General features: G+C 47.7%; 23 protein-coding genes and 1 tRNA gene. 4 read left to right on the top strand and 20 right to left on the bottom strand.

What is annotated here, in order from left to right:
* Positions 1-27: 27 nt before the first annotated feature.
* The 14 genes from HMPREF9944_RS07465 to HMPREF9944_RS07400 all read right to left on the bottom strand — a co-directional run bounded on the left by HMPREF9944_RS07465 (position 28) and on the right by HMPREF9944_RS07400 (position 11,773).
* Positions 28-1,416 (bottom strand): conjugative transposon protein TraM, encoded by a 1,389-nt coding sequence (locus HMPREF9944_RS07465; RefSeq protein ID WP_008565538.1) that lies wholly within the window; start codon positions 1,414-1,416, stop codon positions 28-30.
* A gap of 1 nt (position 1,417) precedes the next feature.
* A complete protein-coding gene (locus HMPREF9944_RS07460) occupies positions 1,418-1,897 on the bottom strand; it encodes a hypothetical protein (RefSeq protein WP_004363650.1) in 480 nt (159 codons plus the stop codon).
* A gap of 4 nt (positions 1,898-1,901) precedes the next feature.
* Positions 1,902-2,498, bottom strand: a complete 597-nt coding sequence (traK, locus tag HMPREF9944_RS07455; protein ID WP_004363651.1) for a conjugative transposon protein TraK — start codon at positions 2,496-2,498, stop codon at positions 1,902-1,904.
* Positions 2,499-2,514: 16 nt separating this feature from the next.
* Positions 2,515-3,873, bottom strand: coding sequence for a hypothetical protein (locus HMPREF9944_RS07450; protein WP_004363652.1), 1,359 nt, complete (start codon positions 3,871-3,873; stop codon positions 2,515-2,517).
* Between the two features lie 17 nt (positions 3,874-3,890).
* Positions 3,891-4,571, bottom strand: coding sequence for a DUF5045 domain-containing protein (locus HMPREF9944_RS07445; RefSeq protein WP_004363148.1), 681 nt, complete (start codon positions 4,569-4,571; stop codon positions 3,891-3,893).
* Positions 4,568-5,275: a hypothetical protein gene (locus HMPREF9944_RS07440; protein ID WP_036881695.1), complete on the bottom strand. Its 708-nt coding sequence runs from the start codon at positions 5,273-5,275 to the stop codon at positions 4,568-4,570. The genes HMPREF9944_RS07445 and HMPREF9944_RS07440 overlap by 4 nt, the downstream gene beginning before the upstream one ends.
* A 14-nt stretch (positions 5,276-5,289) precedes the next feature.
* Complete coding sequence (locus HMPREF9944_RS07435; protein WP_004363146.1) at positions 5,290-6,018, bottom strand: hypothetical protein; 729 nt, start codon at positions 6,016-6,018, stop codon at positions 5,290-5,292.
* On the bottom strand, positions 6,000-8,885 hold the full coding sequence (locus HMPREF9944_RS07430) for a TraG family conjugative transposon ATPase (RefSeq protein WP_004363145.1): 2,886 nt from the start codon (positions 8,883-8,885) through the stop codon (positions 6,000-6,002). Before HMPREF9944_RS07430 ends, HMPREF9944_RS07435 begins: the two co-directional genes overlap by 19 nt.
* A gap of 5 nt (positions 8,886-8,890) precedes the next feature.
* Complete coding sequence (locus HMPREF9944_RS07425) at positions 8,891-9,169, bottom strand: DUF4133 domain-containing protein (RefSeq protein WP_004363144.1); 279 nt, start codon at positions 9,167-9,169, stop codon at positions 8,891-8,893.
* Positions 9,170-9,228: 59 nt separating this feature from the next.
* The gene (locus tag HMPREF9944_RS07420) at positions 9,229-9,591 is read right to left on the bottom strand and encodes a DUF4134 domain-containing protein (protein ID WP_004363143.1); all 363 of its coding nucleotides are present in this window, start codon (positions 9,589-9,591) and stop codon (positions 9,229-9,231) included.
* A gap of 103 nt (positions 9,592-9,694) precedes the next feature.
* Positions 9,695-10,072, bottom strand: coding sequence for a hypothetical protein (locus tag HMPREF9944_RS07415; RefSeq protein ID WP_004363142.1), 378 nt, complete (start codon positions 10,070-10,072; stop codon positions 9,695-9,697).
* 12 nt (positions 10,073-10,084) lie between these two features.
* Positions 10,085-10,687: a helix-turn-helix domain-containing protein gene (locus HMPREF9944_RS07410; RefSeq protein WP_004363140.1), complete on the bottom strand. Its 603-nt coding sequence runs from the start codon at positions 10,685-10,687 to the stop codon at positions 10,085-10,087.
* Positions 10,680-11,087: a hypothetical protein gene (locus HMPREF9944_RS07405; RefSeq protein WP_004363138.1), complete on the bottom strand. Its 408-nt coding sequence runs from the start codon at positions 11,085-11,087 to the stop codon at positions 10,680-10,682. The genes HMPREF9944_RS07410 and HMPREF9944_RS07405 overlap by 8 nt, the downstream gene beginning before the upstream one ends.
* On the bottom strand, positions 11,084-11,773 hold the full coding sequence (locus HMPREF9944_RS07400; RefSeq protein WP_004363137.1) for a ParA family protein: 690 nt from the start codon (positions 11,771-11,773) through the stop codon (positions 11,084-11,086). Before HMPREF9944_RS07400 ends, HMPREF9944_RS07405 begins: the two co-directional genes overlap by 4 nt.
* 455 nt (positions 11,774-12,228) lie before the next feature.
* On the opposite strand from HMPREF9944_RS07400, the gene HMPREF9944_RS07395 reads away from it, so the two are divergent.
* Positions 12,229-12,795 (top strand): hypothetical protein, encoded by a 567-nt coding sequence (locus HMPREF9944_RS07395; protein ID WP_004363136.1) that lies wholly within the window; start codon positions 12,229-12,231, stop codon positions 12,793-12,795.
* A gap of 6 nt (positions 12,796-12,801) precedes the next feature.
* Here the strand turns inward: HMPREF9944_RS07395 and HMPREF9944_RS07390 are convergent, their stop codons facing one another.
* Both HMPREF9944_RS07390 and HMPREF9944_RS07385 read right to left on the bottom strand, forming a co-directional pair.
* Positions 12,802-14,364, bottom strand: coding sequence for a relaxase/mobilization nuclease domain-containing protein (locus tag HMPREF9944_RS07390; protein WP_004363135.1), 1,563 nt, complete (start codon positions 14,362-14,364; stop codon positions 12,802-12,804).
* A gap of 68 nt (positions 14,365-14,432) precedes the next feature.
* Entirely contained in the window at positions 14,433-14,813 is a 381-nt protein-coding gene (locus HMPREF9944_RS07385) for a hypothetical protein (protein ID WP_004363134.1), read from the bottom strand.
* A 427-nt stretch (positions 14,814-15,240) separates the two neighbouring features.
* Here HMPREF9944_RS07385 and HMPREF9944_RS13110 point away from each other — a divergent pair, with 427 nt between their 5' ends.
* Positions 15,241-15,387, top strand: coding sequence for a hypothetical protein (locus HMPREF9944_RS13110; protein WP_004363133.1), 147 nt, complete (start codon positions 15,241-15,243; stop codon positions 15,385-15,387).
* Between the two features lie 50 nt (positions 15,388-15,437).
* Here HMPREF9944_RS13110 and HMPREF9944_RS07380 read toward each other — a convergent pair whose 3' ends face one another.
* The 4 genes from HMPREF9944_RS07380 to HMPREF9944_RS07365 form a co-directional block, all read right to left on the bottom strand.
* Positions 15,438-16,607, bottom strand: coding sequence for a site-specific integrase (locus HMPREF9944_RS07380; RefSeq protein WP_004363132.1), 1,170 nt, complete (start codon positions 16,605-16,607; stop codon positions 15,438-15,440).
* Between the two features lie 255 nt (positions 16,608-16,862).
* A tRNA-Lys gene (locus HMPREF9944_RS07375) sits at positions 16,863-16,935 on the bottom strand.
* Between the two features lie 181 nt (positions 16,936-17,116).
* Positions 17,117-18,223, bottom strand: a complete 1,107-nt coding sequence (locus HMPREF9944_RS07370; protein WP_008565532.1) for an AI-2E family transporter — start codon at positions 18,221-18,223, stop codon at positions 17,117-17,119.
* Positions 18,224-18,228: 5 nt separating this feature from the next.
* The gene (locus HMPREF9944_RS07365; RefSeq protein ID WP_008565530.1) at positions 18,229-18,813 is read right to left on the bottom strand and encodes a thymidine kinase; all 585 of its coding nucleotides are present in this window, start codon (positions 18,811-18,813) and stop codon (positions 18,229-18,231) included.
* A 542-nt stretch (positions 18,814-19,355) separates the two neighbouring features.
* Between HMPREF9944_RS07365 and HMPREF9944_RS07360 the strand changes: the two genes are divergently transcribed.
* Positions 19,356-21,185 carry a phosphoethanolamine transferase gene (locus tag HMPREF9944_RS07360; protein WP_008565528.1) on the top strand — a complete coding sequence of 610 codons (1,830 nt, stop codon included), beginning with the start codon at positions 19,356-19,358 and terminating at the stop codon, positions 21,183-21,185.
* Positions 21,182-22,255, top strand: coding sequence for an acyltransferase family protein (locus HMPREF9944_RS07355; protein WP_008565526.1), 1,074 nt, complete (start codon positions 21,182-21,184; stop codon positions 22,253-22,255). Before HMPREF9944_RS07360 ends, HMPREF9944_RS07355 begins: the two co-directional genes overlap by 4 nt.
* The last annotated feature ends 7 nt before the right edge of the window (positions 22,256-22,262 follow it).

Raw genomic sequence — 22,262 nt, 5'->3', positions numbered from 1 at the left:
CCTAAATGTTTGATGAATTATTGAAAGCTACTCTGCATTGGTATTGATCAGATAGACGATGGTATTGTACTTGATTCGGGCCTTATTCTTGCGGATATTGGCAGACACGGCAGACGATGCCGACTGGTACATGTTCTGAAGGGCCTGCAGAGCCACTGCCTCGGAACTCAGTCCACCGCCATACCCACCGTCAAAGTTGATGTTGCTCTGCAAGGCATTCGCCTTGGCATCCTTCATCAGGTCGCGGAAAGCAGACTCAGGAACGTAAAAGCCCTCCATACCATCGTTGTCATAGACCGACAGTCCCACCTTGATGAACTTATCCCTGACCAGGATGCTGGTGATGGTCGCCATGACACGCTGCTGTCCGAATCCCGTCACCGTACCGTAGAGGTAGGTGCCCTTCTTCAGTCTTGTCCCTTTGAGCGTCACATCATCGAGGAGCTTGAAGCGGAGGCGCGTACCCTCGTGTGCCTTCGTCGTCTTGTCTATCATGGCGCGGATCAGCGGAACGTCCGTCGTAGGCTCGGCACTGACGGTGTTGAACTTCTCCGCATTACCCTCCATCACTTTCTTGACAATGACCGGTTTCTCTTCGGACTTACGATTGGACGCACCAAAAGGATGTGACGCTTTTGACACTTTGGCACTTTCATCCTCGTCGCCGATACCTATGCTCTTCTCCAACGCTTTCTGCCGGGCAAGGCTTCTCTTCTGAATCGCCTCCACCTCCCTGGCATAGTCATCCATCTCTGTCTGTCTGGAACCGCGCCCATAGCTGCCGCCCGAACCATAGCCAGATGCACCTCCGTAACTGCCACCCTCATAGGCATTGATATGCTTCCGTGACTGAGCCAGCCGCTGCTGCAAGGCTTCCATATCCTTCTGCCGCTGGGCATTGATGGCATTCTGGCGGTCTATCTCATCCAGTTCATGCTCTTGATAGCCGTTGCCGAGCGAGTCCTGCTGTGGCTGGTCCTCACCGATGCCGTTCACTGCCGATGCCGCATCCTCTTCGTTATAGCGTTTGTTCATCTCAGTCATCTTATCACCCATATCAGCATTGGCCGCCGTGGGCAGGGAGGCATTGATGCTGTCCGTGGCCACACCCTTCTTGGCATTGTCCGTACCTCCGAATACCCCCATCAACTCATAGCCTAAGAACAAGATAGGCAGAAGAATGGCCAAAGGAAAGATGTACTTGGGCTGTTTGAAGTCGATGCGCCACCAACTCTTGCCCTGTGATAAGGGCTTCGCCACGGGCGGCTCTTTCGGACTTGTCTTTTCCCTTTCGTCGCCCTTAGCCTTGTTATCATCCTGCGTTTCAGCATCAACCTCCATCTCTACCGTAGCCGATGGTTCGCTCTCCTTTCCCAGTCCTACTTTGAACAAGAATTTCTTTATCAGTTCTTTCATATCATTGATGTTTTAAGTTTGCCACTATCATTTCGAGTTGCTTGTATTTATAGATGATAAGCGCAGAATCCTGATGCGTCTTGATAGGAATACGCACCAAAGAATCCAACTCCCCTTTCAGTCGCTGACCTCTGAGGACCAGCTGTCCGACCTCCCGAACCTGTATGTTCTTGCCATTCTGTATGCTCTGCAGTCCGGCGAACATAGGCTGCACATTCTCTATCTCTCCCACAATATCCTTGCTGGACTGTGGAGAATAGAGGGAAACGACTATCCCCAAGCAGAGCGAGCAGACCAGCGCACCGACGGTCATGGCTGCCGTATGTTTCGGGTGTTTCACTGCCCATGCGTTGGCAGCATCTATCCGCTCCCGTATCTTCCATTGCAAAGAGAGCTTCCTTACAAAGGACTTCACCTTATCCCTGGTTTCCTGTTCCCATCTGGTCTTGGCCTCTTTCGCACGTTTCATTTTCTTCTTCATACCCTTAGTAGTCTAAATCCTTGTTCTCCAATGTTCTCCAATTGGTAATCAGCAGACCGTGCGGATTGTTCCTTGTACGGGGCACATTCTCGATGCTGCCCACCGTAATAAGAGAGCGTTTCATGTCGCGTGAACGACGTTTAATAATCTGCGTACCGTAGTATTTGAACTTCCGAGTGTGTTCGTCCAGCTTGATGGAGTCACAGATGATCATGCACACGGCCGAAGAAGAGACAATGTCCGAGTAAAAACCATTTTCCTCCATCGCCTGTTTCTGTTTCAGTGCTGTACCGTCCGCCATATACATGGCTTTGGACAGTGTCCATTTGATATAGTCGTCATCGGGCGGCAGATTGAAGAAATACTGATGGAAGAGCTGGATGTGTGCTTTTGCCTCCATGACAAAATTCGCCTCTTGCTTACTCCTTTCAGCGAGGAAAGGAATGTCGCCATCTAGGACATAAATCTGATTACGCTCTTCCGTTACCAACTTGGCACAGTAGAAGATGCAGCAGGCACATACCACCGTACTGCCTATGATGGTCAGCAGTACGGTCATCAGCGCAAGCCTTGTTTTCTGTTCCAAACTCTGTATTAACATATCCTGTCGTTTTAGTTTATTTTCCTCTGTTATATGAATCCCTCATGGAACTGCCCATCTTCGATGCCGCCTTGCCAGCAGAACTTTCGGTGAACATGTGCTTGGCCTCTTTCGCCATACCTGAAGCTGCACCGCCCATCGCTCCAGCTAAAGTAGCCGCACCGCCATCGGAATAGCCACTTGCACCACTCACGGCTCCGGCCACACCTGCCGCTCCGAGATGAGCAGCCCCGGATACCGCCGAGCCTGCCACTGGCGTAACAACCGAAGCGATGCCCACTCCTGTAGAAGCGGCACTGCCCACAGCTCCGCCAACGACACCGGCCACGACACCACCTGCGGCACTGCCCGCACTCGAACTCACGCCACCCGGTATCAGCCATGAAGCCACCTCTGGAACAAAGCGAATGATGTAGGCACCCACGAGCATACCCATGGCATACATACAGTTTGAGCCAATTCCTTGAATACCCAGTGCGCCAATCTGCCCCCAGGAGTTCACCTGACCTTGCAAAAGCCTACCGTAAGCGGTTAGGTCTTCTCCGAGGTTATACATCAGGATAAAGTCAATGTAGTACAGGCACATATAGGTAACAAATCCCCATAGCGACAAAGACAGGTATTTGCTGATCCATTGAGACCATGCACTGCTCCATGGCGGAACGATGGACAGGGCAAACATGATAGGAGCAAAGATCGCCAGTATCGTCATGAAGATACGCTGGGCCACCAAAATACCATAATACGACATTTGGAATATCAGCTCCCCGATGAAGCGTATCACGTCGTTGATCCATTCCGACACTTTTGTCTCCGCGGCTACGGTAGCTCGCTGCGCATAGTTGTTGATGGTTGTGCCCAGATTTTCCATATTGTAGATGAGCTTGTCCCACCAATGAGCATCCTCGCCAATCTCCTGTACCTGCTTCGCCGTCTCGATGCTGTCCTGCACCTGTCGGAGCCGTTTGAGGTAGTCCGACTGCTTTTGCGCCACTTTTAGCTCCAAAGCTGCCACTTCCTTGTTCTTGCTGCTTGCCATCTGTTTGGTGGTCGCCTCCAATGCCTTGCCCGGCCGGGCCAGTTCCTGACAGATCCATGAGCTGTAAGTGATGCAAATGGACAATCCCACGATGCGGAGAAGTTTCATCACGTCCATCGCCCTACGCCCAAGCATCATCATCCAGCACTCGTAGGAACCCACGCAAAGGGCAAGGCATAGGCCGATGACACGGGCATAGCCCACGGTGTCGCCTAGTACCGCCGACTTCGGGAAGGTCTCCATCGCCACCAGCAGCTTGTCCAGGCTCTCGTCGATGGAAGGCAATCCCATCGTGAGCAGCTGACTTGTGATATTCAATAAGATGTCTGTAACCATATTCTTAAATCATAATGTTATCGTTTGTAATAGTTCTGCGCCATGCCGACAAGGTGCGCCACCCGGCTGACCATCTCCTCCATCTGTTTCTTGTATTGCTGGTAGGCTTTCTGCCGCTTGGCGTTTTCAAGTTCATACCCTGCACCTGTCCGATGGATGTAGGCGATGTCCTGGCACATCATTTCATTCTGCCGCGTCAGCTCATCGACCTGAAATTTCAGTTTCCCCTTGCTTCGCTGCATACAGAAGAGCAGTCCATCGGTAATGGACTTCTGCATACGGTCAAAGTCGGCCTTGAACGAAGAATAAACCAAATCGACATTCCTGTCAGCTGCACGAGCAACTTCTTCTTTGTAGAGATCTTCTATCTTCATGCGTTCCTCTTCGGCTTTCTTCACCTTCTGCCGTTGCGTCTCTTCGGTGGTGATACGGGTGGGCATAATCCGCTTCACGTTGGATTTACTCTCCTTGAACCGTACTCTCCAGCCGGATTTGAGGAATCTCCATTGCCAATAAGTCTCACCGCCACTATACTTCTTATGCAGCAGGTAATAATACCAATCCGGGGAAAAGTCCCATGGACCGTTCTCCATCGACTTCCACTGCTTTTCCTTCTGGTCGTCGTAGGTAGGATGTTGAGCCAAAGCAGGGAAAGAGAAATATAACAACCCCACAATGGCGAATAGATATTTTCTCATACGCTGTTCCATTTATTGATTACACCTTCTGCTATCTTATCCGTCACCTCACTGTTGAGAATGTCCCAGATGTAGTCATATCTGAAGCCACCAACGGTAATAAGGCTGCACCATACATTGGCACTGTCAATAATGCCTCTCATTGTTTCAATGGAGTTTTTAAGTTCCATAATGATGTGAAGTTTCTCGTCCATCGAGGCTTTCATCACATTGATGCCGCTGGCGGCAAGTGAGGCATAGAGGGCTTTGATGTTCTTGATTTCCCTTGCACACGCCATGTTCGCTTCGGTATAATACCATGCCACCATCGGTTTCTTGAACGTGTATTGGAAGGTGGAGCGTGTAAACTGAGAATACTCCTGTATCAGGCGGTACATACTGTTGGCCGTCGAACCCAACGCTCCGGCTAAGATGACGTAGGAATAGCCGTTATTCAGTTTGCTGTCCAAGGTCGTCCTTACATTGTTGAACTTGGTGGCACCTTTTGTGATGATGCTCTGCTCGCCAAAGCTCGTTGTTACCTTCGCCAGAGCCTTGTCTTCTTCACCCTTGATGAGTTTGTGCAAACTGATGAGGGCTTCGATGGTGGCCGGATCCCTCGGTGTGGGGATGACATCGGCAAAGGTGGGAGCTGCCAAGGTCAGACATAAGAGCAACAACCAGCACCTCCTTATATTCCATTTTATATTCCATGCTCTTTTCATAGGCTCAATCTCCATTAGACACCCAATCCGTTCCAGTTGTCAATCAGTCCGTCCACGGAGTTTCGCGCGGTGATATAGGCAGCCCACGACTCCACGTCGATGGCCATGAGTACATCGCCCCAGCTGTTACCGAACTGGCACATCATCACCATGACCTCCAGTTTGTAGTGGATTTCAAGCAGACGGCTGTAGATTTTGTTAGCCATCGTCAGCCGTTCATAACGATTGAGCAGGTTATATCCATCGTCCTTACCATCCTCCTTGGCAGTACCCAACGGATTGCGTATCTTACCGTTGTTTACAATATCCACAAAGTCGTGTACCAGTCCTTCCGTCTCGGACACGAGGTTGGTCATCTCATTGAGGCATACCACATAGTTCTTGCCCGGCGACTTGCCGAGTTGTTTCAGCACGATGGGCACATCCTTGAAGATACCGGCTGTGAGCGAAACGATTTCGCCATAATATTTGCTTTCCTCCCCAAAGCCTGTAATGTTCTGCATGGAGAGCTGGTAAAGTTCCTTGATGCTTGCCATCGTAGCGGTGTATTTCATCAATTTCTCCTGCTTGGACTTGATGGAATCCAAACGCCCATTGTGCTTATCCTCTATGAGTTTCTGCGAGGCTGCATTGGACACGACGGCAGCTGTGGTTTTCCTGTCTATCACCACACGCCAGCCAGCTTGAATATTCAGCGAGGCAAGGAGCATCGCCATAACGAGTATTAACTTTGACTTTTCCATAAGCTCATAATGTTTTGATGTTCATTAACCTGCCGCGCGAAGTCGAGATATTTATTTATCCCTGCCTGTCTGCGGTCTTTCTCTATCTCCGTGATGGCACGCTGGATGTTGCCACCATAATGTCTTGTGTAGATTTTGAGGGCTTCCTTTTCTGCCCGTTCCGTAGTGTAGGCCCAGTAACATTCCGGCGGTTCCTCCACGCCATACACATCCGACACCTGCCCACGGCATATCCACACCTCCTTGAAGTAGTTACGCCCCTCGTGGTTGTTAAGCGCATTGATGGTGAAAATCTGCTGTCGCTGCACCGCTGTCAGTCCGAGGATGGCCGCAATATCATCGTACCTGTCCTTGAACTTTGCTTGGTCGAGCAGGATTTTCACATCACTGTTGTTGATAATCGCCTCTTTGACAATGGGCGAGTCAATCACATCGTTCAATTCCTGCGTCACCACACCGGCGATGCCGTGGAACTTGCGCACCGTCTTATACAGATATTTGATATACTCTGCCATCGTAGGCGAGGCGATGGCCTTCCATGCCTCTTCGATGATGAGTGCCTTTCGGCCTTTCTTGATACGCATCTTCTGGAGGAACACATCCATGATGATGAGCACAACGATGGGAAACAGCACGGGGTCGTCCTTGATTTTGTCTATCTCAAAGACGATAAACCGCTCATCGAAGAGCGACTGCTCCAAATCGTTGTTCAGTGTACTCTCCAGTTCACCGCCACGGTAGAACTGTTCGAGGATGGCAGCGAAGTTGTCAATGTTGAAGGCTATCTTTTTCTCGGCCATCAGCTGTGGAATACGTTCCAAGGCATATTCATAGAAAGTATTGAAAGACAATTTCCTGACGGTCATCTTCCGTCTGCGCTGTTCCATTTTCTCTATCTTCTGTTCGATACGCATAAGATAGCTGCCCTCGATCACCTCCGCCATGATGCGCATAAGCTGACGGTTGGCCGCCACCTTTTCGCCTTCGGTCGCAGCTTTGTCATTGACCAAGGCATGTAGTTTCTCCACCTGACGCTTTGCCTTGACCTGATGCCGCACCTCTGCTTCTGAAAAGATGTCGTCCTTACCCTCTGCATAGTCCTTTGTGGAAATGTCGCTCTGATGTTCCTCAAAGTCCTGATAATAGCGATGCTCCACCTTCTCACCATACTTCTCATACTCGCCGTTCTTCTTATCCTCCAGCAAAAGTCGGTGGCGCAGTCTGTCCTTTTCTTCGGAAGAAAAGCCACGGAAAGGATGAAAGTAGGCATCGTAATACTCTACAATGACCTGATTGATGATGGCATCCTCAATCTTGGAGGGCATCTCGCTACCCTTGAAGATCAGGAAGATGAGGGATTTGAGGAAGTTCTTCTTCTCCCCGAAGTTCTGTCGGTACTCCGTTTTGGTAATCTTGAACGGATTCATGGATATGGGATGCTCCTTGGAATAGGTGATATAAGTGCCACCGAAGTAGCTGCATATTCCCTCGTAGCTGTCACCAGTATCAACCATCACCACATCCGTGTTTTGCTCCAGAAGCTGGCGCACCACACTGTTCATGTGGAAGCTCTTGCCACTGCCAGAAGGTCCTATACAAAAGAAATTGGCATTGTCGGTATATTTGTGCGCACCTTCCTTGCCGGTAATGTCTATCGCCACGGGTAGTCCCTGCCGATCTGTATAGTAGGTTTTGAGTGGCGTCTCCTCCGAGTGTTTCAGATGCTCCTTGAAGCAAAGGCAGAGTGCGGCGTCCGACAACGTAAGGAAGAGATCGTAGTCGGGATTGAAGGCATAGCCGTTGCCCGGGAAACTGCATGTGAAGAGTTCCAACTGGTTATACGCTGACCGAGAAGGCATGATGGCGCAGTCGTAGAGTTTCGTCTCGATATACGAGGTAACTGGGGTTATCTTATCGTGTGGACAGCTGACGAGGATATTAAAGTTGGTATAGACCATCAGTTTGCTATCCACGGCCAACGTGTCCAGTAATCGTTCTATATCTTCCTTGGCGATGCGGTTGGACGGGTCGGGCATGGAGCCATGACGTTTCGCCTTGCCTTGCAGCTTCCGCATGAGTTTTCGTTGGGCAGGTATCTGGATGACCTGATTGTAGATGACGCAATCGGTATAAGGAATCTCCGTCAGGAAGGAGAAGAGGTCGGTGGCAATGTAAGTACCGTTGATATTCACAGAGAGGAACGGACGCACGAAGTTGGGCATGTTGATTTCGTCTATATCCACCAAGGGGAAGGACTTTACCGTGCGGTCGCCAATCTTCAGGTTCTCGTCCGAGCACTTGAAGTTGGTCATGGAGAATGGTCCCTGCTTGAACTGGAACGCCATGAAGCGATGAAGGTACTCGACAATCTCAGGCTTGCTCAGCTTACGGTGCGCAATACCTTTCTCCTGCAGGATGTCGGCTACCTTGGCCACCTTTACATGGAAGTCCTCCCATCGCTTGGCATCGTATTTCACGAAGGCATTGTGCGCACATTCCTGCGTGATGATGAGAAAGGTGCGTATGTCGGTATAAGGCCGTCCCTCGAAGTAGTTGAAGTAACTTTCGGTGAGGAACTCCTGTTCTCCCTCCGGCTCATGGTGATATTCCTGCTTGCAGAAAATATCCTGCTTCTGGAGGGCATAGCCTTCGCCGAGTGTCTTGACGATGTTGGTCAGTACGTCCTGAAAGAGCCGATACTGGTCGACATCTGTACAATACTGTTGCACAGGATTCTCTATCTCAAAAAAGACTGATGGATTGCCTTTTTGAGACCACAGCACCGTGTTAAGCACTTTCCCGTCCTTCTCCCTGATGTCCTGCAACTGGGCAAAGAGTTTATCGAATGGTCTTCTTTTCTGTGCCATAACCGTTAGTGTTTGAAGATTCCGTGATAGATATAGATACCCTTATCATGGCGTTTGGCGTGTAACCCATTGCGTTGCCGGATGTAGATGGTAGCCAGTCCGACAAGGGCAAGAACAATCATGGCGATGAAGCCAGCCAACTTACCCAAGATAATGGAGAAGAGGATAAAGCCGAGGAAGGACACGCCGATGGCAATCGCGGCAAAGGTCAGGAAGCGGCCTCTGATGCCCATAAACTCCAACGGTTTCTGTATGCCTTTGTATATAGGAAAGAAATCTTCCATAGAAATATTAAATAAGATGGAAGCCAGATGTGTTTTATCATCCGACTCCCACCGGTTGATTACTTGAAGAAGAGCGGAAGTGCCTCAGACATGGCGATGAAAGCCACACAGCCACCGATGGTGAGCATGATGGTCTTCTTCACGTCCTGATCGCCGTTCTGCATCTTGAAATACACATTGAACGCACCCACGAGTACGATGACGGCTGCGATGGCCTTCATTAGATTGGAAACAGGGGTCTGATACGAAGAAATCTCCGTGGTGGCTTTGGTGAAACCGCCAGCTCCCTTGCTACTTGCCAATGCTGTTCCTGTACTAAGGGCGAACATTCCTACGCCCACTGCTACTTTCAAAGACTGTTGCTTCGCAAAACTCCAAGCTTTCTTTGCGCATGCTATTGCTTGTTCTCTTAATTGCGACATAATAGAATGGATTAAATTTCAAATTCAATTCCATGTTAAAGCCGTAAGTGAAACAAGTTAAAGAGCTACGTCTGAAATGTTAAAGATAAAGGTCGGTATGTTGTTATGAAGAATCCTGCTGTTTGTCGGATGTTTCTTTCCAATCTTGTAACAGTCCGCCCAGCTCGCTTTGTTCTCCATTTTGTGAAAGTTCCTCCACCTTGGGCACGAGACGCTCCACCTCGATGCCACCCGTCATTAGCATTTGGCTGGTCTGCTTCCGTTTCAGGGCAGCCGCCTTCTGCTTCTTGATAATGGGCCGAGTGATAAGGATGGGCGTAAACTCTCTTACTTCATCGGAGATGTCCACCGTTTCATCCTGCGCCTTGTCGTCTTCGCTGGCAGCCCGCTTGCTGTTTACCATCAGGTCGTAGGCCACTATTCCTAAGTAATAGCAGATGTAGCAAACCACTATAAAACCAAAGAATATTTGAAAATTCATACGCAATAGGCATTAAGTGAATGATGAACATGGAACTGATGCAGAAAGATAGACACTCATAGGCTGAAATGTCAACCCCATCTTCTGTCCGTTGCTCTCACGTATCGGCCTGCGCTTCAGCTCTTCATTATAATATAAGGTGTTGTGCCCGGGGATGACCAAATAGCCAAATGACTTCAGGATGCTCTTCAAGACCACCCGCTTCTTGTTTCCCACCACCTTGATGTTGGTTTTCTGTGGCAGACCGAACAACACGCGAGCCTTCTCCCGTTTGATGATGCTCCTTCTGCTACGGGACCGTATCTGCCGGGCATCGTCTGCCGTCCTGACAAGATGGTACTTCTTCACAATTCGTGATACTGTCCGAGTGGATATGCCTGTAAGCCGGGCTATCTCACTATGAGAGTGGCTGCAGTATAGCCGTCTGATCCTATCTGCCACTGTCATCGCTTTGGTGACAGGGCATTTGTGTAAGCCCAACTCATGCAGCTTCTTACGAAGGCAACTTAGGGAAATACCTAAATGCTCTGCTAACGAGGCGTTGCTCATCGCTTTATAATGGTCTTTAAGGTAATCCACCATAGCGGCGGTCCAGATGATACTTTGCCTATACATGATCTTGAAGATTATTGATAATGCAATCGTTTCTGCGCAAAAACTCTTTGAGGTAGCTGCCGTTGGTGCCGATGAAGGCACGGAGAGCAGCGTTGATGATGTCGGTAACTGACATATTGTTGATGTTACATAGCTTCAGTAACTCTACCACTTCGTTGTCTATCTCATAGTTTTTGCGGCCGTACTTCTTGACACGGTAGCCGTACTGTTGGGCATACTGCTGGAAGAGCTGCCAACTGCTGACTGTCTGGGGAATGTCTTGCTGTGCAGCTCTTAGCATTGGCTGAGAAGACGATGGGGAAGTTGATGTCTTCACCTCATTAAACACACCGTCTATATCGGGCAGATTGAGAAGGTCGTTGGTAGGTGCAGCCTGCAAATGGGAAGTATTCGTTTTCATTTTGTTGGCACTTTAGGTTTGAAGATCTGTTGATACATAAAGTCGAAGGTGGGTGACACGATGTCGTTTTGCGGCCCCATCAGTTCGATGGTATTGTACCGTTGCATATCCGCCTTGACCTCTATGCGCGGTGCAACCAGTCCGAAGTGGCGGAGCCTTTCCTCTGTCTTATCCCACAGTTCCAGTTCTGCCTTCCTGCCATATCGCTTATCCCATTTGTTCACAACGAAGATAAACCGGCTCTTCATGATGGGCAGCATGTGCTGCAGCTTGGCGATAAAGCCGATGAAAGTAGCCGTGGAACTGATGGAGGTTGCCTCGAACTGATAGGGGCAAACAATGTAATGACTTAGGGCGAAGATAGGCACCAGACCTTGCTGTGACAGATTGCCGGGAGTGTCCATCAGTACGAAACCTTTATAGCCGTTGCGTAGGTTCGTAAGGAACTCTCTCACATTGTTAGCGTCTTTGATGTCGAAAGTGTGTACGCTGTAAGGCAGTCGCACACCCTCGTACTTTTCCACGTCCTCATTTCGCTTGGAATAGATAGTCTGCTGACGGTCGAAATCTACAACGAGTACGCTTTCGCCCTTTGCTGCCAGATAATCAGCAAACATGGTGCAGAGCGTGGTCTTTCCGACACCGCCCTTCTGATTGGCAAAGGTTATCATGATGTTGTCTCTCATTGTCGAGGTTGTTATTAGTTGTGAGATAATAGATAATAACAAACTCCTTTTTGGAAGGCCGGTTATCAAATGGAGTTGGGCCCCAGTAGCGTTATTTCGTGAAATAAGCATCTTAAGAAGTAGGTAAATGAAGAAGATGTTAAATCGTGAAATCATTGGCAAAGATAGTGTTTCCGCTTTATACTTGCAAATGGTCTTTCATCCCAGAATGTCCTCATTTATAGATGGTTAATGTCCATTTGTGTAAATGTAATAAGATGTAGGATTAGGGAAAGCGATGTGTGGGGATTGACCAAAAATCAGACGAAGAATAAAGATTAGGACTATTTAACGGTTAGAGATCCGCAAGTGGTGAAAATATACGGATAGTTTTTGGTGCAGTCAAAGGAGAATATACGAAGATTGTCGTATCTTTGTCATTGGAAATAAAAATCATTATCATAATTTTTCTGTCTATGAAAAAACTATTAGTTGTCGTATGTACCTTGATGTTGTCGGCTTCAGCGATGGCGCAGCAAACCATTGAAAGCCAGATTACAGAGTTAAAACAAAAGATAGAAGCACAGCAGCAACAGTTGAATGGACTCTCTCAACGTGTGAGTGAGGTAGAACAGTTGAATGTCGATTTGCGTAAAGCGATGGACTTTGGCAAGGCCATCACAACGATGCAGGGTAGCAACGGCATTACCTACAAACTAATCTCACTGAAGGGTAATAAGGCGGAGAAATCTATCACGGCAATTTTTCAGATGTCCACCACAAGTGAAATGGTAGATATGATAGTTTCCGGCTACGAAGCCTCCTATGTAGATCTGTATGGAGAACGACAGAAGACAGAGCATCTTACCGTAGGCAACGATGTTATGGTCAGGGTATTCAAAGATACCCCAACCAATGGTCGTATCGTCTTCAACGATGTGGATATAAATAAGGTTAAGAAAATTAAACTGCTGCGCTTCGATGTTCTCAATGGAGAGAACAAGGAGTCTGTTATGTTTAAGGACTTGAAGGTGGAGTGGTAAAAACGACTATCTTTTCAGCTTCCACTCTCCATCTACCTCATATCCACCGTTGCTACCCACTTCCCATTCAGCATTGCGGTTGGATGCCGAGGTATGGTGCGAAAGAACATTATTGAGGAGACCGTTAGAAGGATGGGTTCTTCGAGCTGCCATAGGTCGAAGTTCTTGCAGAGCCGGAAGGAGTGCTTTGAAGTCGATGCCTTCTGAAACTAAATTGAAGATGCACCTGTGTATGAAATCGACACAATAATATTGGTCACCTTGCTTGAAAATGGCGAGGTGATTCTCTTTTAATGCCACCTCCAAGTCTTGCTTCTCAGTTGATACTGCCAGATTGTTCAGCATTTCTACGGCAAAGCCATTATTGGGCTTGTTGTGTGGCTCTATATAAATAAGGTGGGGATTCTCAATCTTCCAGATATGGCAGAGAATGTCACGCTCGGTCTCGTTGGTAGGGAAAAATGCCTGGACACGGCGCAGCATGAAGTTGAACTTCAATACCTTTTGCACGTTATCGCTCAGGGCAACCTCCCCGCCACCAAGTAATTTGAAACGCCCCTTGGCAATGCGGGTACCGTACTGTCGCCACAACATTCTATTGAGTTCGTAGGCAATCATCCGGGGATTATCCTCCAGCATGGCATCTACATAGAGTTCCACCTTATTGATACGTTCCTCTTCGCTCATGAAGTGTTGCAGCTGTTTGATGGAGAGCACACAGCCACCTTTATACACCGCCTGTTTGTGATGATCCACAATCATGTAGCCGTATGGCTTGTCCTTTAAACCGAAGAAGACGAGCGATACACCAAACTTCTTTTGCATGATGTTTGACAACTCGCCACGGCTGGAAACCATGTTACGGTACTTCTTTATTATAGCCCCCAACTGCCTACGACGTTTGTAGGATTCCTTATCATCAATGGTTGAAAATCCTGCTATCAAGTCATCCTTAGTAATCTTGGTGCGTACACGACCGCCGCGTGCTATTTCGAGGTTGCCGTCACGCTCGAAACATTCATAGCCGGATGCCTCCATGATAGCTTTGAATTGAGAGAGAGAATTGAACTTGTAACCGAGGGCTTCCTTCAAGAATAGGTCGGCACGCAGTTCTTCATCTTCGCCGACGATCTTGTTGATAGCCTCCTGCGATCGGATGCGCTCATGGTTATGGTCTATCTTCTGCCCATTGGGATTCACCCGACTGGTGATGATGTGCAGGTGATTGTTGTCGGTGTCATTGTGCGCATAGATAAGAAGCGGTTGCCCTTCATCATCATAGCCCATTTCATGAAGATACTGGTGGGCAATATCCAGAAGCTGCTCCTGGGAATATTCATGTCCTCGGCAGGAGATGGCAACATGGAACTGCGCCTTGCGGATATGCTCGTTTCTTGCCGAATAGTCAATCAGGTATTGTTGCAGCTGTTCGGGAGTATAGCTATCAGCGGCTCCCACATAACCGAAGTTCTTCATTTCAAGAAGCACAGCCTGGCCTTTGGCAACTTTTCGCTCGTTGTACTCAACGGCATGGAATGTCGTGCTGGAGGGTAATATGGTTGCTATCATCGTTTTCTTGTGTGTTCGTGAAAAGATGTGATTGATAAATCGGTATTTACCGATTACGGCTTTTCGCTTTATCGTGTTAATCGTTTGGCTATCTGATGCTGTTCCTGTTTTATCGCTGTTAAGAGCTTTTGTAGCTCCATGATTTGAGGATAAAGCACTTTCTCAAAATAGGGAAGTGTCAGCTCATTGGCTATCGCCAGTTCGTTGGCTCGCTTGACCACCTGATTGAAGTTACCGCCCATCCATGCCAAGTCCTGCTGATACTTCTTATAGAAGGTCATCATTTCGTTGAGCGTGGCGATTTTACGTTTTGTACCAACATCGTCAAACTGCTTGATAGCATCCCAAATCATGCTACTTACCGTTTTGTAGTTAGTAGCCTTCTGTTTAATCAGCTCGGCATCCTGTGCAGAAATCCTTATCCAGAGTCTTTTCGTTTTCCGTTCCATATTCTTCTGTTTATATTCTGAGTTGCGAAGAATAATCCCCAACTTGACAGAGTTGGCAAGTTACTTTTGTCCGCACAAAAGTACAACTTGCTACCCAAACTCCGTAAGGGAAATGTAGTCTCGCCACCTGCTTGTCTGACATAAAGTTAGCAAGAAATGATGGACTGTGGTGTCCTTCGATAACTGATTCAAGAAAAATGTTATCGTGAAATCGGGATAATGAAAACCCGATTTAGCGATATAAGGAAAAACCGAAGTTACGAGTCCGTTTCTTCGAGAAAAGACGAAGAAATGAAGCCGTGAGATAGTGATATTACGAGAAAATGTAGTCATAAAATACTTGCTGATTGTCAATGCTTTAGATGCTCTATTATTTGCTTTTCTCGGATATTTTTCGTATCTTTGGTATAGCTAATAATGTTTTAAGATGCAAGTATTTCTCTTCGTATATATCCTGTTCAGAGCCATCTTCCAGCTGATAGGTTGGGTGATTCAAGGCTTTCTGTATGTTTTGTGGATGCTCTTTGGCGGCATCGCCTACTTGGTGAACTATCTGATGGAGCGTAAAACATAAAGCCATGCCTCGGAAGAGGGAGGCATGGCTCAATGTGGTGTGTCATCAAATTATCTGATTGCTCGCTGAAGATTCTCAGCGTGCCGCTTAATCGTGGTCTTTAGAACCTTTGCGTAGATTTGTGTAGTCCGGATATTTTTGTGTCCAAGCATGCGCGAGACGTTCTCGATAGGTATGTCATGGGCAAGGGCCAGTGTTGCGAAAGAGTGCCTGGCGACATGAAAAGTCAACGGCTTGTTCAACTTCAGGGCAGTCTCGATGAGGTGAAGAAAGTCATTAGCTTTCTGATTAGAAATCTTAGGAAGAACGAACTTGTACTTTTTTAGCACTTCCATGGCTGGTCCCAGGATAGGGGTGAAAAACTTCGATGCTGTCTTGATGCGGCTTCCATCTATGTAATACAACTTTCCCTGCTGTTCAGTCATTTTCTCAAAGTCGAAGGCCTGCACATCACAATAGGCAAGCCCGGTGTATGCAGAAAAGACGAACAGGTCGCGAACCTTGTCTAATTTATCGTCCAACTTAATCTTTCTCAACTTTTGCAGCTCAGCCTCTGTCAGTGGTTCTCTTTCCTTGCACTCTCCACGCTTGAATTTTACTTGAGTATATGGATCAACTCCAATCTTACCCTCAATATATAATAGGTGGGAATACTTCTTCAGATGTTTGTGATAGGTATGTATTCCAACATCTGATCGCGTACCGTCGTGTAGCCATTCATCAAAAGCCACCAGATTATTACTCGTAAGATCTGTAAGCTTTTGAATCTTGCCAAATCTCTGCAATGCGTTCAGCGTGCATTGCTTATGTTTTCGAGTCCCCTCACTAATATCTTCAGCCTTGATATGCTCCTTCATATATTCTATGAAGTTGATGGAAGGTTGAACTTTTGTCTTGGGCTTTGCAGTAACAACCTTCTTTGGGGTGGAGATGAATGATGGCTGTTCTTCTTCACCATAATAATAAGCATCGAAGGTGGCAATCGTCATCTCATTGCCCAGTAGCTCCATAGCTCCGACAATCTGTTCACACTTTCTTCGTTCGGCTTTCACTTGTGGTGAGGAAGCAAATTTTTCCCACTTTTCAGCAGGGAAGTCACCCAAAGAAATGTACTTACGCTCTGTTCTGCCAAGATAGATGCGTAATTCTACCTTGCCAGAGCCGCGTTTAGCCGCTTGTTTCTTTCTGTCAAAAATAACTGTTACGTTCTCTTTTAGCATAGTTTAACTTATTAAATCGGCTAAAGGAGTGATTTTGGGGTCTGAATGTGCAAGTGGTAACACATTTTTTGGGGGTGGTAACACATTTGGTAACACATTTCGTTCCCGATAAGGCTTTTTAATTCCCGTTATGTCCTGTTAGCCGTAGGTTCAACATTTAGCATAACTTCCTCTAAATGCGCCATTTAGCTAACAAGTGCCGTGTATAAACGGAAAAGAGGACTTCATTTTTGAAATCCTCTTTTTAGTGCTTAGTGACCCGCATGGGGCTCGAACCCATGACCCCAACATTAAAAGTGTTGTGCTCTACCAACTGAGCTAGCGAGTCAATCAACTTTCTGTTTGAAAGCGAGTGCAAAGGTACTTAATTTAATTGGAACGAGGAAGCACTTGCATATAATATACGCCGCAATTTAATATATTTAACAAAACAAAATGGGGACAGATGGCCCTGTCTCCCGTGGCAGTGGTGACACGAATACGGCTGAATTAAAAAGGGAAAGCGGCCGTTATTCGCCTTCGTCTGACTCGGTTTGCAGTTTGACATGCTTGGTGTCCTCCTTGGTGACATAGCGTTGCCAATAAGCAATGAGCAATGTTGTCAGCGGAAGTGCCACAATCAGACCGATAAAACCCAGCAAAGTGCCCCACACAGAGAGTGAAAGTAGCAGGATAGCCGGGTTGAGTCGCATGGCTTTTCCCATGATCTTGGGGGTCACAATGAGGTCTGTGATGACCTGAACTACGGCAAAAACGAGCACAGCCATACCAAAAACAACCCAGAAATCTTGCCCGGTATCGGCGGCTTTCAACATGGAAAGGAAGGCTGTAGGAATGAGAGCAAAGGTGTGAAGATAGGGAACCAAGTCGAGAATTCCAATGAGAATGCCCAGCCCAATGGCCATCGGAAAGCCGATAATTGTGAAACCTATGCAGAACATAATACCCATACAGAGGGCCACAAGTCCCTGTCCTCGGACGTAATTATTAAGCTCTCGCCCCGCATCTTGCATGAGTTCGCGCCAGAACGGACGGTTTTTTGCGGGGAAGATTCGTATCCAATTGTTCGTCAAAACCTCGTAATCCATCAAGATAAAGAACATATATAGCAACGTAATCATAGAGGCAATGACGCTCAAAATGACTGTAGCTGTCTGCCCAACAAACGTGAAAAGCCTTGGCATTGCGGCCTTGATTGCATCGCCAAAGTCCTTACTTTTGAAGATACGTTCTATCTGATTCTGATGTTGTTGTATCCATTGTGAGATGTAATTTGTTATGTCGTTGGTATGCGTTGTGTGGTGAACCCAACGCGTAAGTACGGTTTGTAGCCTGTCAAACTGGTCGATCATGGGTGGTATGATAAGGTAGAATACACCACCGATGACCACAATCAGCAACAGCATCGTAAGCAGAATGCTGAGCGCCCGCACGCGGATATGCAGCCGGTTTTCGATGAATTGCACGATAGGATAAACCAGATAGGCCAGCAACCACGCAACAAAGAACGGCAACAATACGCTGCTCAGGTAATTCATCAGCAGCAGTATGGCGATGACTAACAGCCCTATACCCGCCCAACGGATAAAGCGGTCGAAAGTGATTTCCTTTCTCATAACTCTTATTTCCTTTCTTCTTTCAATGCTTTCTGATAGCAGTCGCGGCACAACGGCTCGTATTCTTCCTTTTCACCCAGCAGCACCCGATGGTCGTTGTTGACCAAACGGTGGCTCACATAGGCCAAGGCTCCGCACCTGACACAGATGGCATGCACCTTTGTTACCTCGTCGGCGATGGCACAAAGGGCCGGAATGGGCCCAAAAGGCACGCCTTTATAGTCCATGTCCAAGCCTGCAATGATGACCCGAACGCCCTTGTTTGCCAGTTCATTGCACACGTCCACGAGACCATCGTCAAGGAATTGGGCCTCGTCAATGCCCACGACATCAATGTCGGAGGCCAGCAACAATATTGCTCCCGAGGCGTCTATGGGCGTCGAATGAATAGCGTTTTGGTCGTGACTGACCACATCTTCGTCCGAATAACGGGTGTCAACGGTTGGCTTAAAGATTTCAACACGCTGCTTGGCAAACTTAGCTCGCTTCATTCTTCGAATGAGTTCTTCGGTCTTTCCCGAGAACATTGAACCGCAAACCACCTCGATTCGGCCCGGACGATGCGCTTCTCCTATCAGGTTTTCCATCATAACAGTTGCAAAGTTAAGAAAAAAAACGATACATCTGCAACCAAATTCGTTAAAAGGAACGAACGAATGCACTCCTGTCTCTATTAAATAGATGCACGAACTACGTATTCCTGTTTTTCAATCTCAGCCATATTGGCGCGCAATATGGGTGAGATTACCGTGCAAAATGAGCCATATTGCGCGATGAAATGGCTGAGATTGAAACGTGAGGCATAAGTAATTGATTGTCAATAGGAATGATATAACGAAGTACTTTGATTGCATGTAGGGACGCACGGCTCGTGCGTCCGCTCCATCAATCATACTATTTGCTTTCAATTCTCACTGAACGAACGTACGGCTCGTGCGTCCCTACATGCGAATGGCATGGGTCTCAGTCTTCAAAGTAAAAGAAAACGCTTTTTACTTTGCTGTTTGCTTCGTTTGCACTACCTTTAGATAAGTTAGGCTGCACTCACAAACACAAAGTAAAAAGCACTTCTTTTGCTTTTTACTTTGCTGTTTGCTTCGTTTGCACTACCTTTGCAGAAAATAACGATTTGATGAAGATTGCGAAGCTGTTGAGCCGTCTATGCGCCAAGATATTCAGCCCCGTCAAGGCCAATGCATTGTTTTTTGTGATGATGTATGTGCTGGGTTGTGTGTGTGCATGGGTGACGCTGCCTCCTTTCAAAGGGGCCGAAGTGTATCAAAATCTGTACACGGAGCTGTTCATCGACCTTTATTTCTTGTGCCTGTTGCTGATGCTTGTACCCTCGAAAGGACGCAAGTGGGTGCGATTGTGCCTATACCTTATATTATATAGCGTGGCCCTTGTCGACGCGTATTGCTTTGTCAGCTTCGGTTCGACGCTCAATCCATCGATGTTGATGCTGGTGGGCGAGACCAATGGGCGCGAGGCTTGGGACTTTATTTCAGCGCTCGACGTTTCTGATTTTGTCTTCAGCAACGTGGGCTGGCTACTGCTTTTGGCCGCCATCAACGTTCTTTTGGCCTTCATTCCCCGCTTCAAACCGATGTTGCGCCTGAACACGAAGCCCGAATATGATGCTTTGGGGGGCTTGCTCACGCTATGTATGGTGGTTTGGGGGGCCATAGCGTCGGCCCAGAATAAGGAAAAGACATGGCAACTGATGCGCGGTAAGACGATTGGAGAGGTGGAACACACGCTTACGGAGAAAGACCATGCCGTGCTTTATACGCCGATGAGCCGACTTGTCTTCAGCATCTATGCCAATAAACTGGCCGCAAAACAAATCGAACAACTCGTGAAAGCTGCTGCCAAAGTGCAGGTGGATAGCTGCTCATTCCGGTCACCTAACATCGTACTTATCATTGGTGAGAGCTACGGAAAGCATCATTCTCAACAGTATGGTTACTTCATGCCGACCACACCAAGGCAGATATGGCGTGCGAAAAAAGGCCTTCTTGTACCCTTTACCGATGTGGTATCGCCATGGAATTTGACGAGTTTTGTGTTCAAAAATGTGTTCTCTTTGTACGTAAAAGGGCTGCCGGGGGCATGGTGTGATTACCCACTTTTCCCCGAAATATTCCGAAAAGCGGGTTACAAAGTCACCTTTCTTACGAATCAATTCCTGCCAGAAGCCAACGCTGCCGTATATGACTTTAGCGGCGGATTCTTCTTGAATAACCCCGCATTAAACAAGGAACAATTCGACTTGCGCAATGAAAAACTGCATTTATTCGATGAAGATTTGCTGGCCGATTACGATGACTTTGTGAAGCAAGGCAGGATAGATTGCAAGGGACCGAACCTCATTATCTTCCACTTAATAGGCCAACATGTGAACTATCGCACGCGTTGTCCAAAGCGACAATTCAAGTTCTTTGCCGACGATTACATGGAGAAACGGCCCGAACTCTCCGAAAAACAACGTACTGTGTTGAGCTATTACGACAACGCCGTGCGCTATAATGACTCGATAGTCGACCGGATTTGCAAGCGGTTTGAGCGTAAAGACGCCATCGTTATCTATATGCCCGACCACGGAGAGGAGTGCTATGAGGAGTCAAGGGGCTTCATCTGCCGCAACCATTCGGCTGTCATCGACTGGCCATTGGCCCATTATGAGTTCGAAATACCATTCTGGATTTACTGTTCCCCCCGCTATGTTCACCTTCGACCGGAGCTGTTTCGAGAGATTGTCTTGGCCCGAAATCGTCGCTTGATGACCGATGCCTTGCCTCACATGTTGCTTTATTTGGCAGGCATAACCAAGGGTTACCACCCGGAATACAATGTTTTGAGTGACAAATATGATGAAATGAGACCGCGACTCCTTAAAGGTTACGCGGATTATGACAAGTTGCGCGAGGCCCATTTCAAGGATAAAAGAACGCAAAGATGAAGAAACAACTGTTGAGTCGCACCGAGTGTAATGCCATACGTGGGCTGGCCATCATCGGAATCTTCCTGCATAACTACTGCCATTGGCTGGGGCCTGTGGTGAAAGAAAACGAATATCAGTTCTTTCAAAGCAATGTCTACGGGTTCGTTCATGCGCTTTCGGCCCCCGATTTGCTGCTGCCGATGCACCTGTTTTCATTCTTTGGGCACTACGGTGTGCCTGTCTTTCTGTTCTTGAGTGCCTATGGTTTGGTGATGAAATACGAGACTTTGGCAGACAATTCAACGGGGAGTGCCAAGGAAACCGGGCTCGGAAGCGTTACTTCATTCATGCAACACCATTACAAAAAGCTGTTCAAGATGATGATACTCGGCTTCGTTGCCTTCACGATGACAGACCTAATGACGCCCAAGTCTCATCATTATGCGGTCTTGGACATTGTGGCCATGCTCGGAATGTTCAATAACTTGCTGCCCAATCCCGATGATATTATATGGCCCGGGCCCTATTGGTTCTTCGGTTTAATGCTGCAACTTTATTTGATTTTCCGCCTTTTTATTGCTCGAAGACATTGGGGGTGGACCGTCGGTTTGATGGTAGTTTGCGTGGCATTGCAGTGCTGTTTCGGGCCAGAAAGCGAGGAACTGAATCGCTATCGCTATAATTTCATGGGCGGAATGCTGCCCTTCGGCCTCGGTATTCTCTATGCCCGCTATGGCCGACCGCTTGATTTCAAGGCGTATGTCGCCCTGTTCGTGGGTTCACTCTTTATGATTTTCGGCCTCAGTATGAACTTTATTGGCTGGACATTCGTGCCGGTTTTCGTCTGTACGGCAGCCGTTTCGATGGCGAAACTGCTGTCGGCCCGTGCCAATCCCGTGAACAAAGGCCTCGTTTGGACAGGAACCATCAGTGCAGCCTTGTTCGTCTGCCACCCCGTTACACGTAAGATATTCATTCCAATCAGCCGTGGAAGCGACCTCTACGCAGGTTTTTTGCTCTACATCGTGACGAGTATTTGCTTGGCATGGGCTTTCCGTGAGATCATCAAACGCATACCTATCCAATAAAAACGCA

The organism is Segatella maculosa OT 289 (assembly GCF_000243015.1).
Lineage (GTDB): Bacteria > Bacteroidota > Bacteroidia > Bacteroidales > Bacteroidaceae > Prevotella > Prevotella maculosa.
Note: the sequence above shows the minus strand (reverse complement) of the source record. Positions and strands in the feature narration are given on the sequence as shown.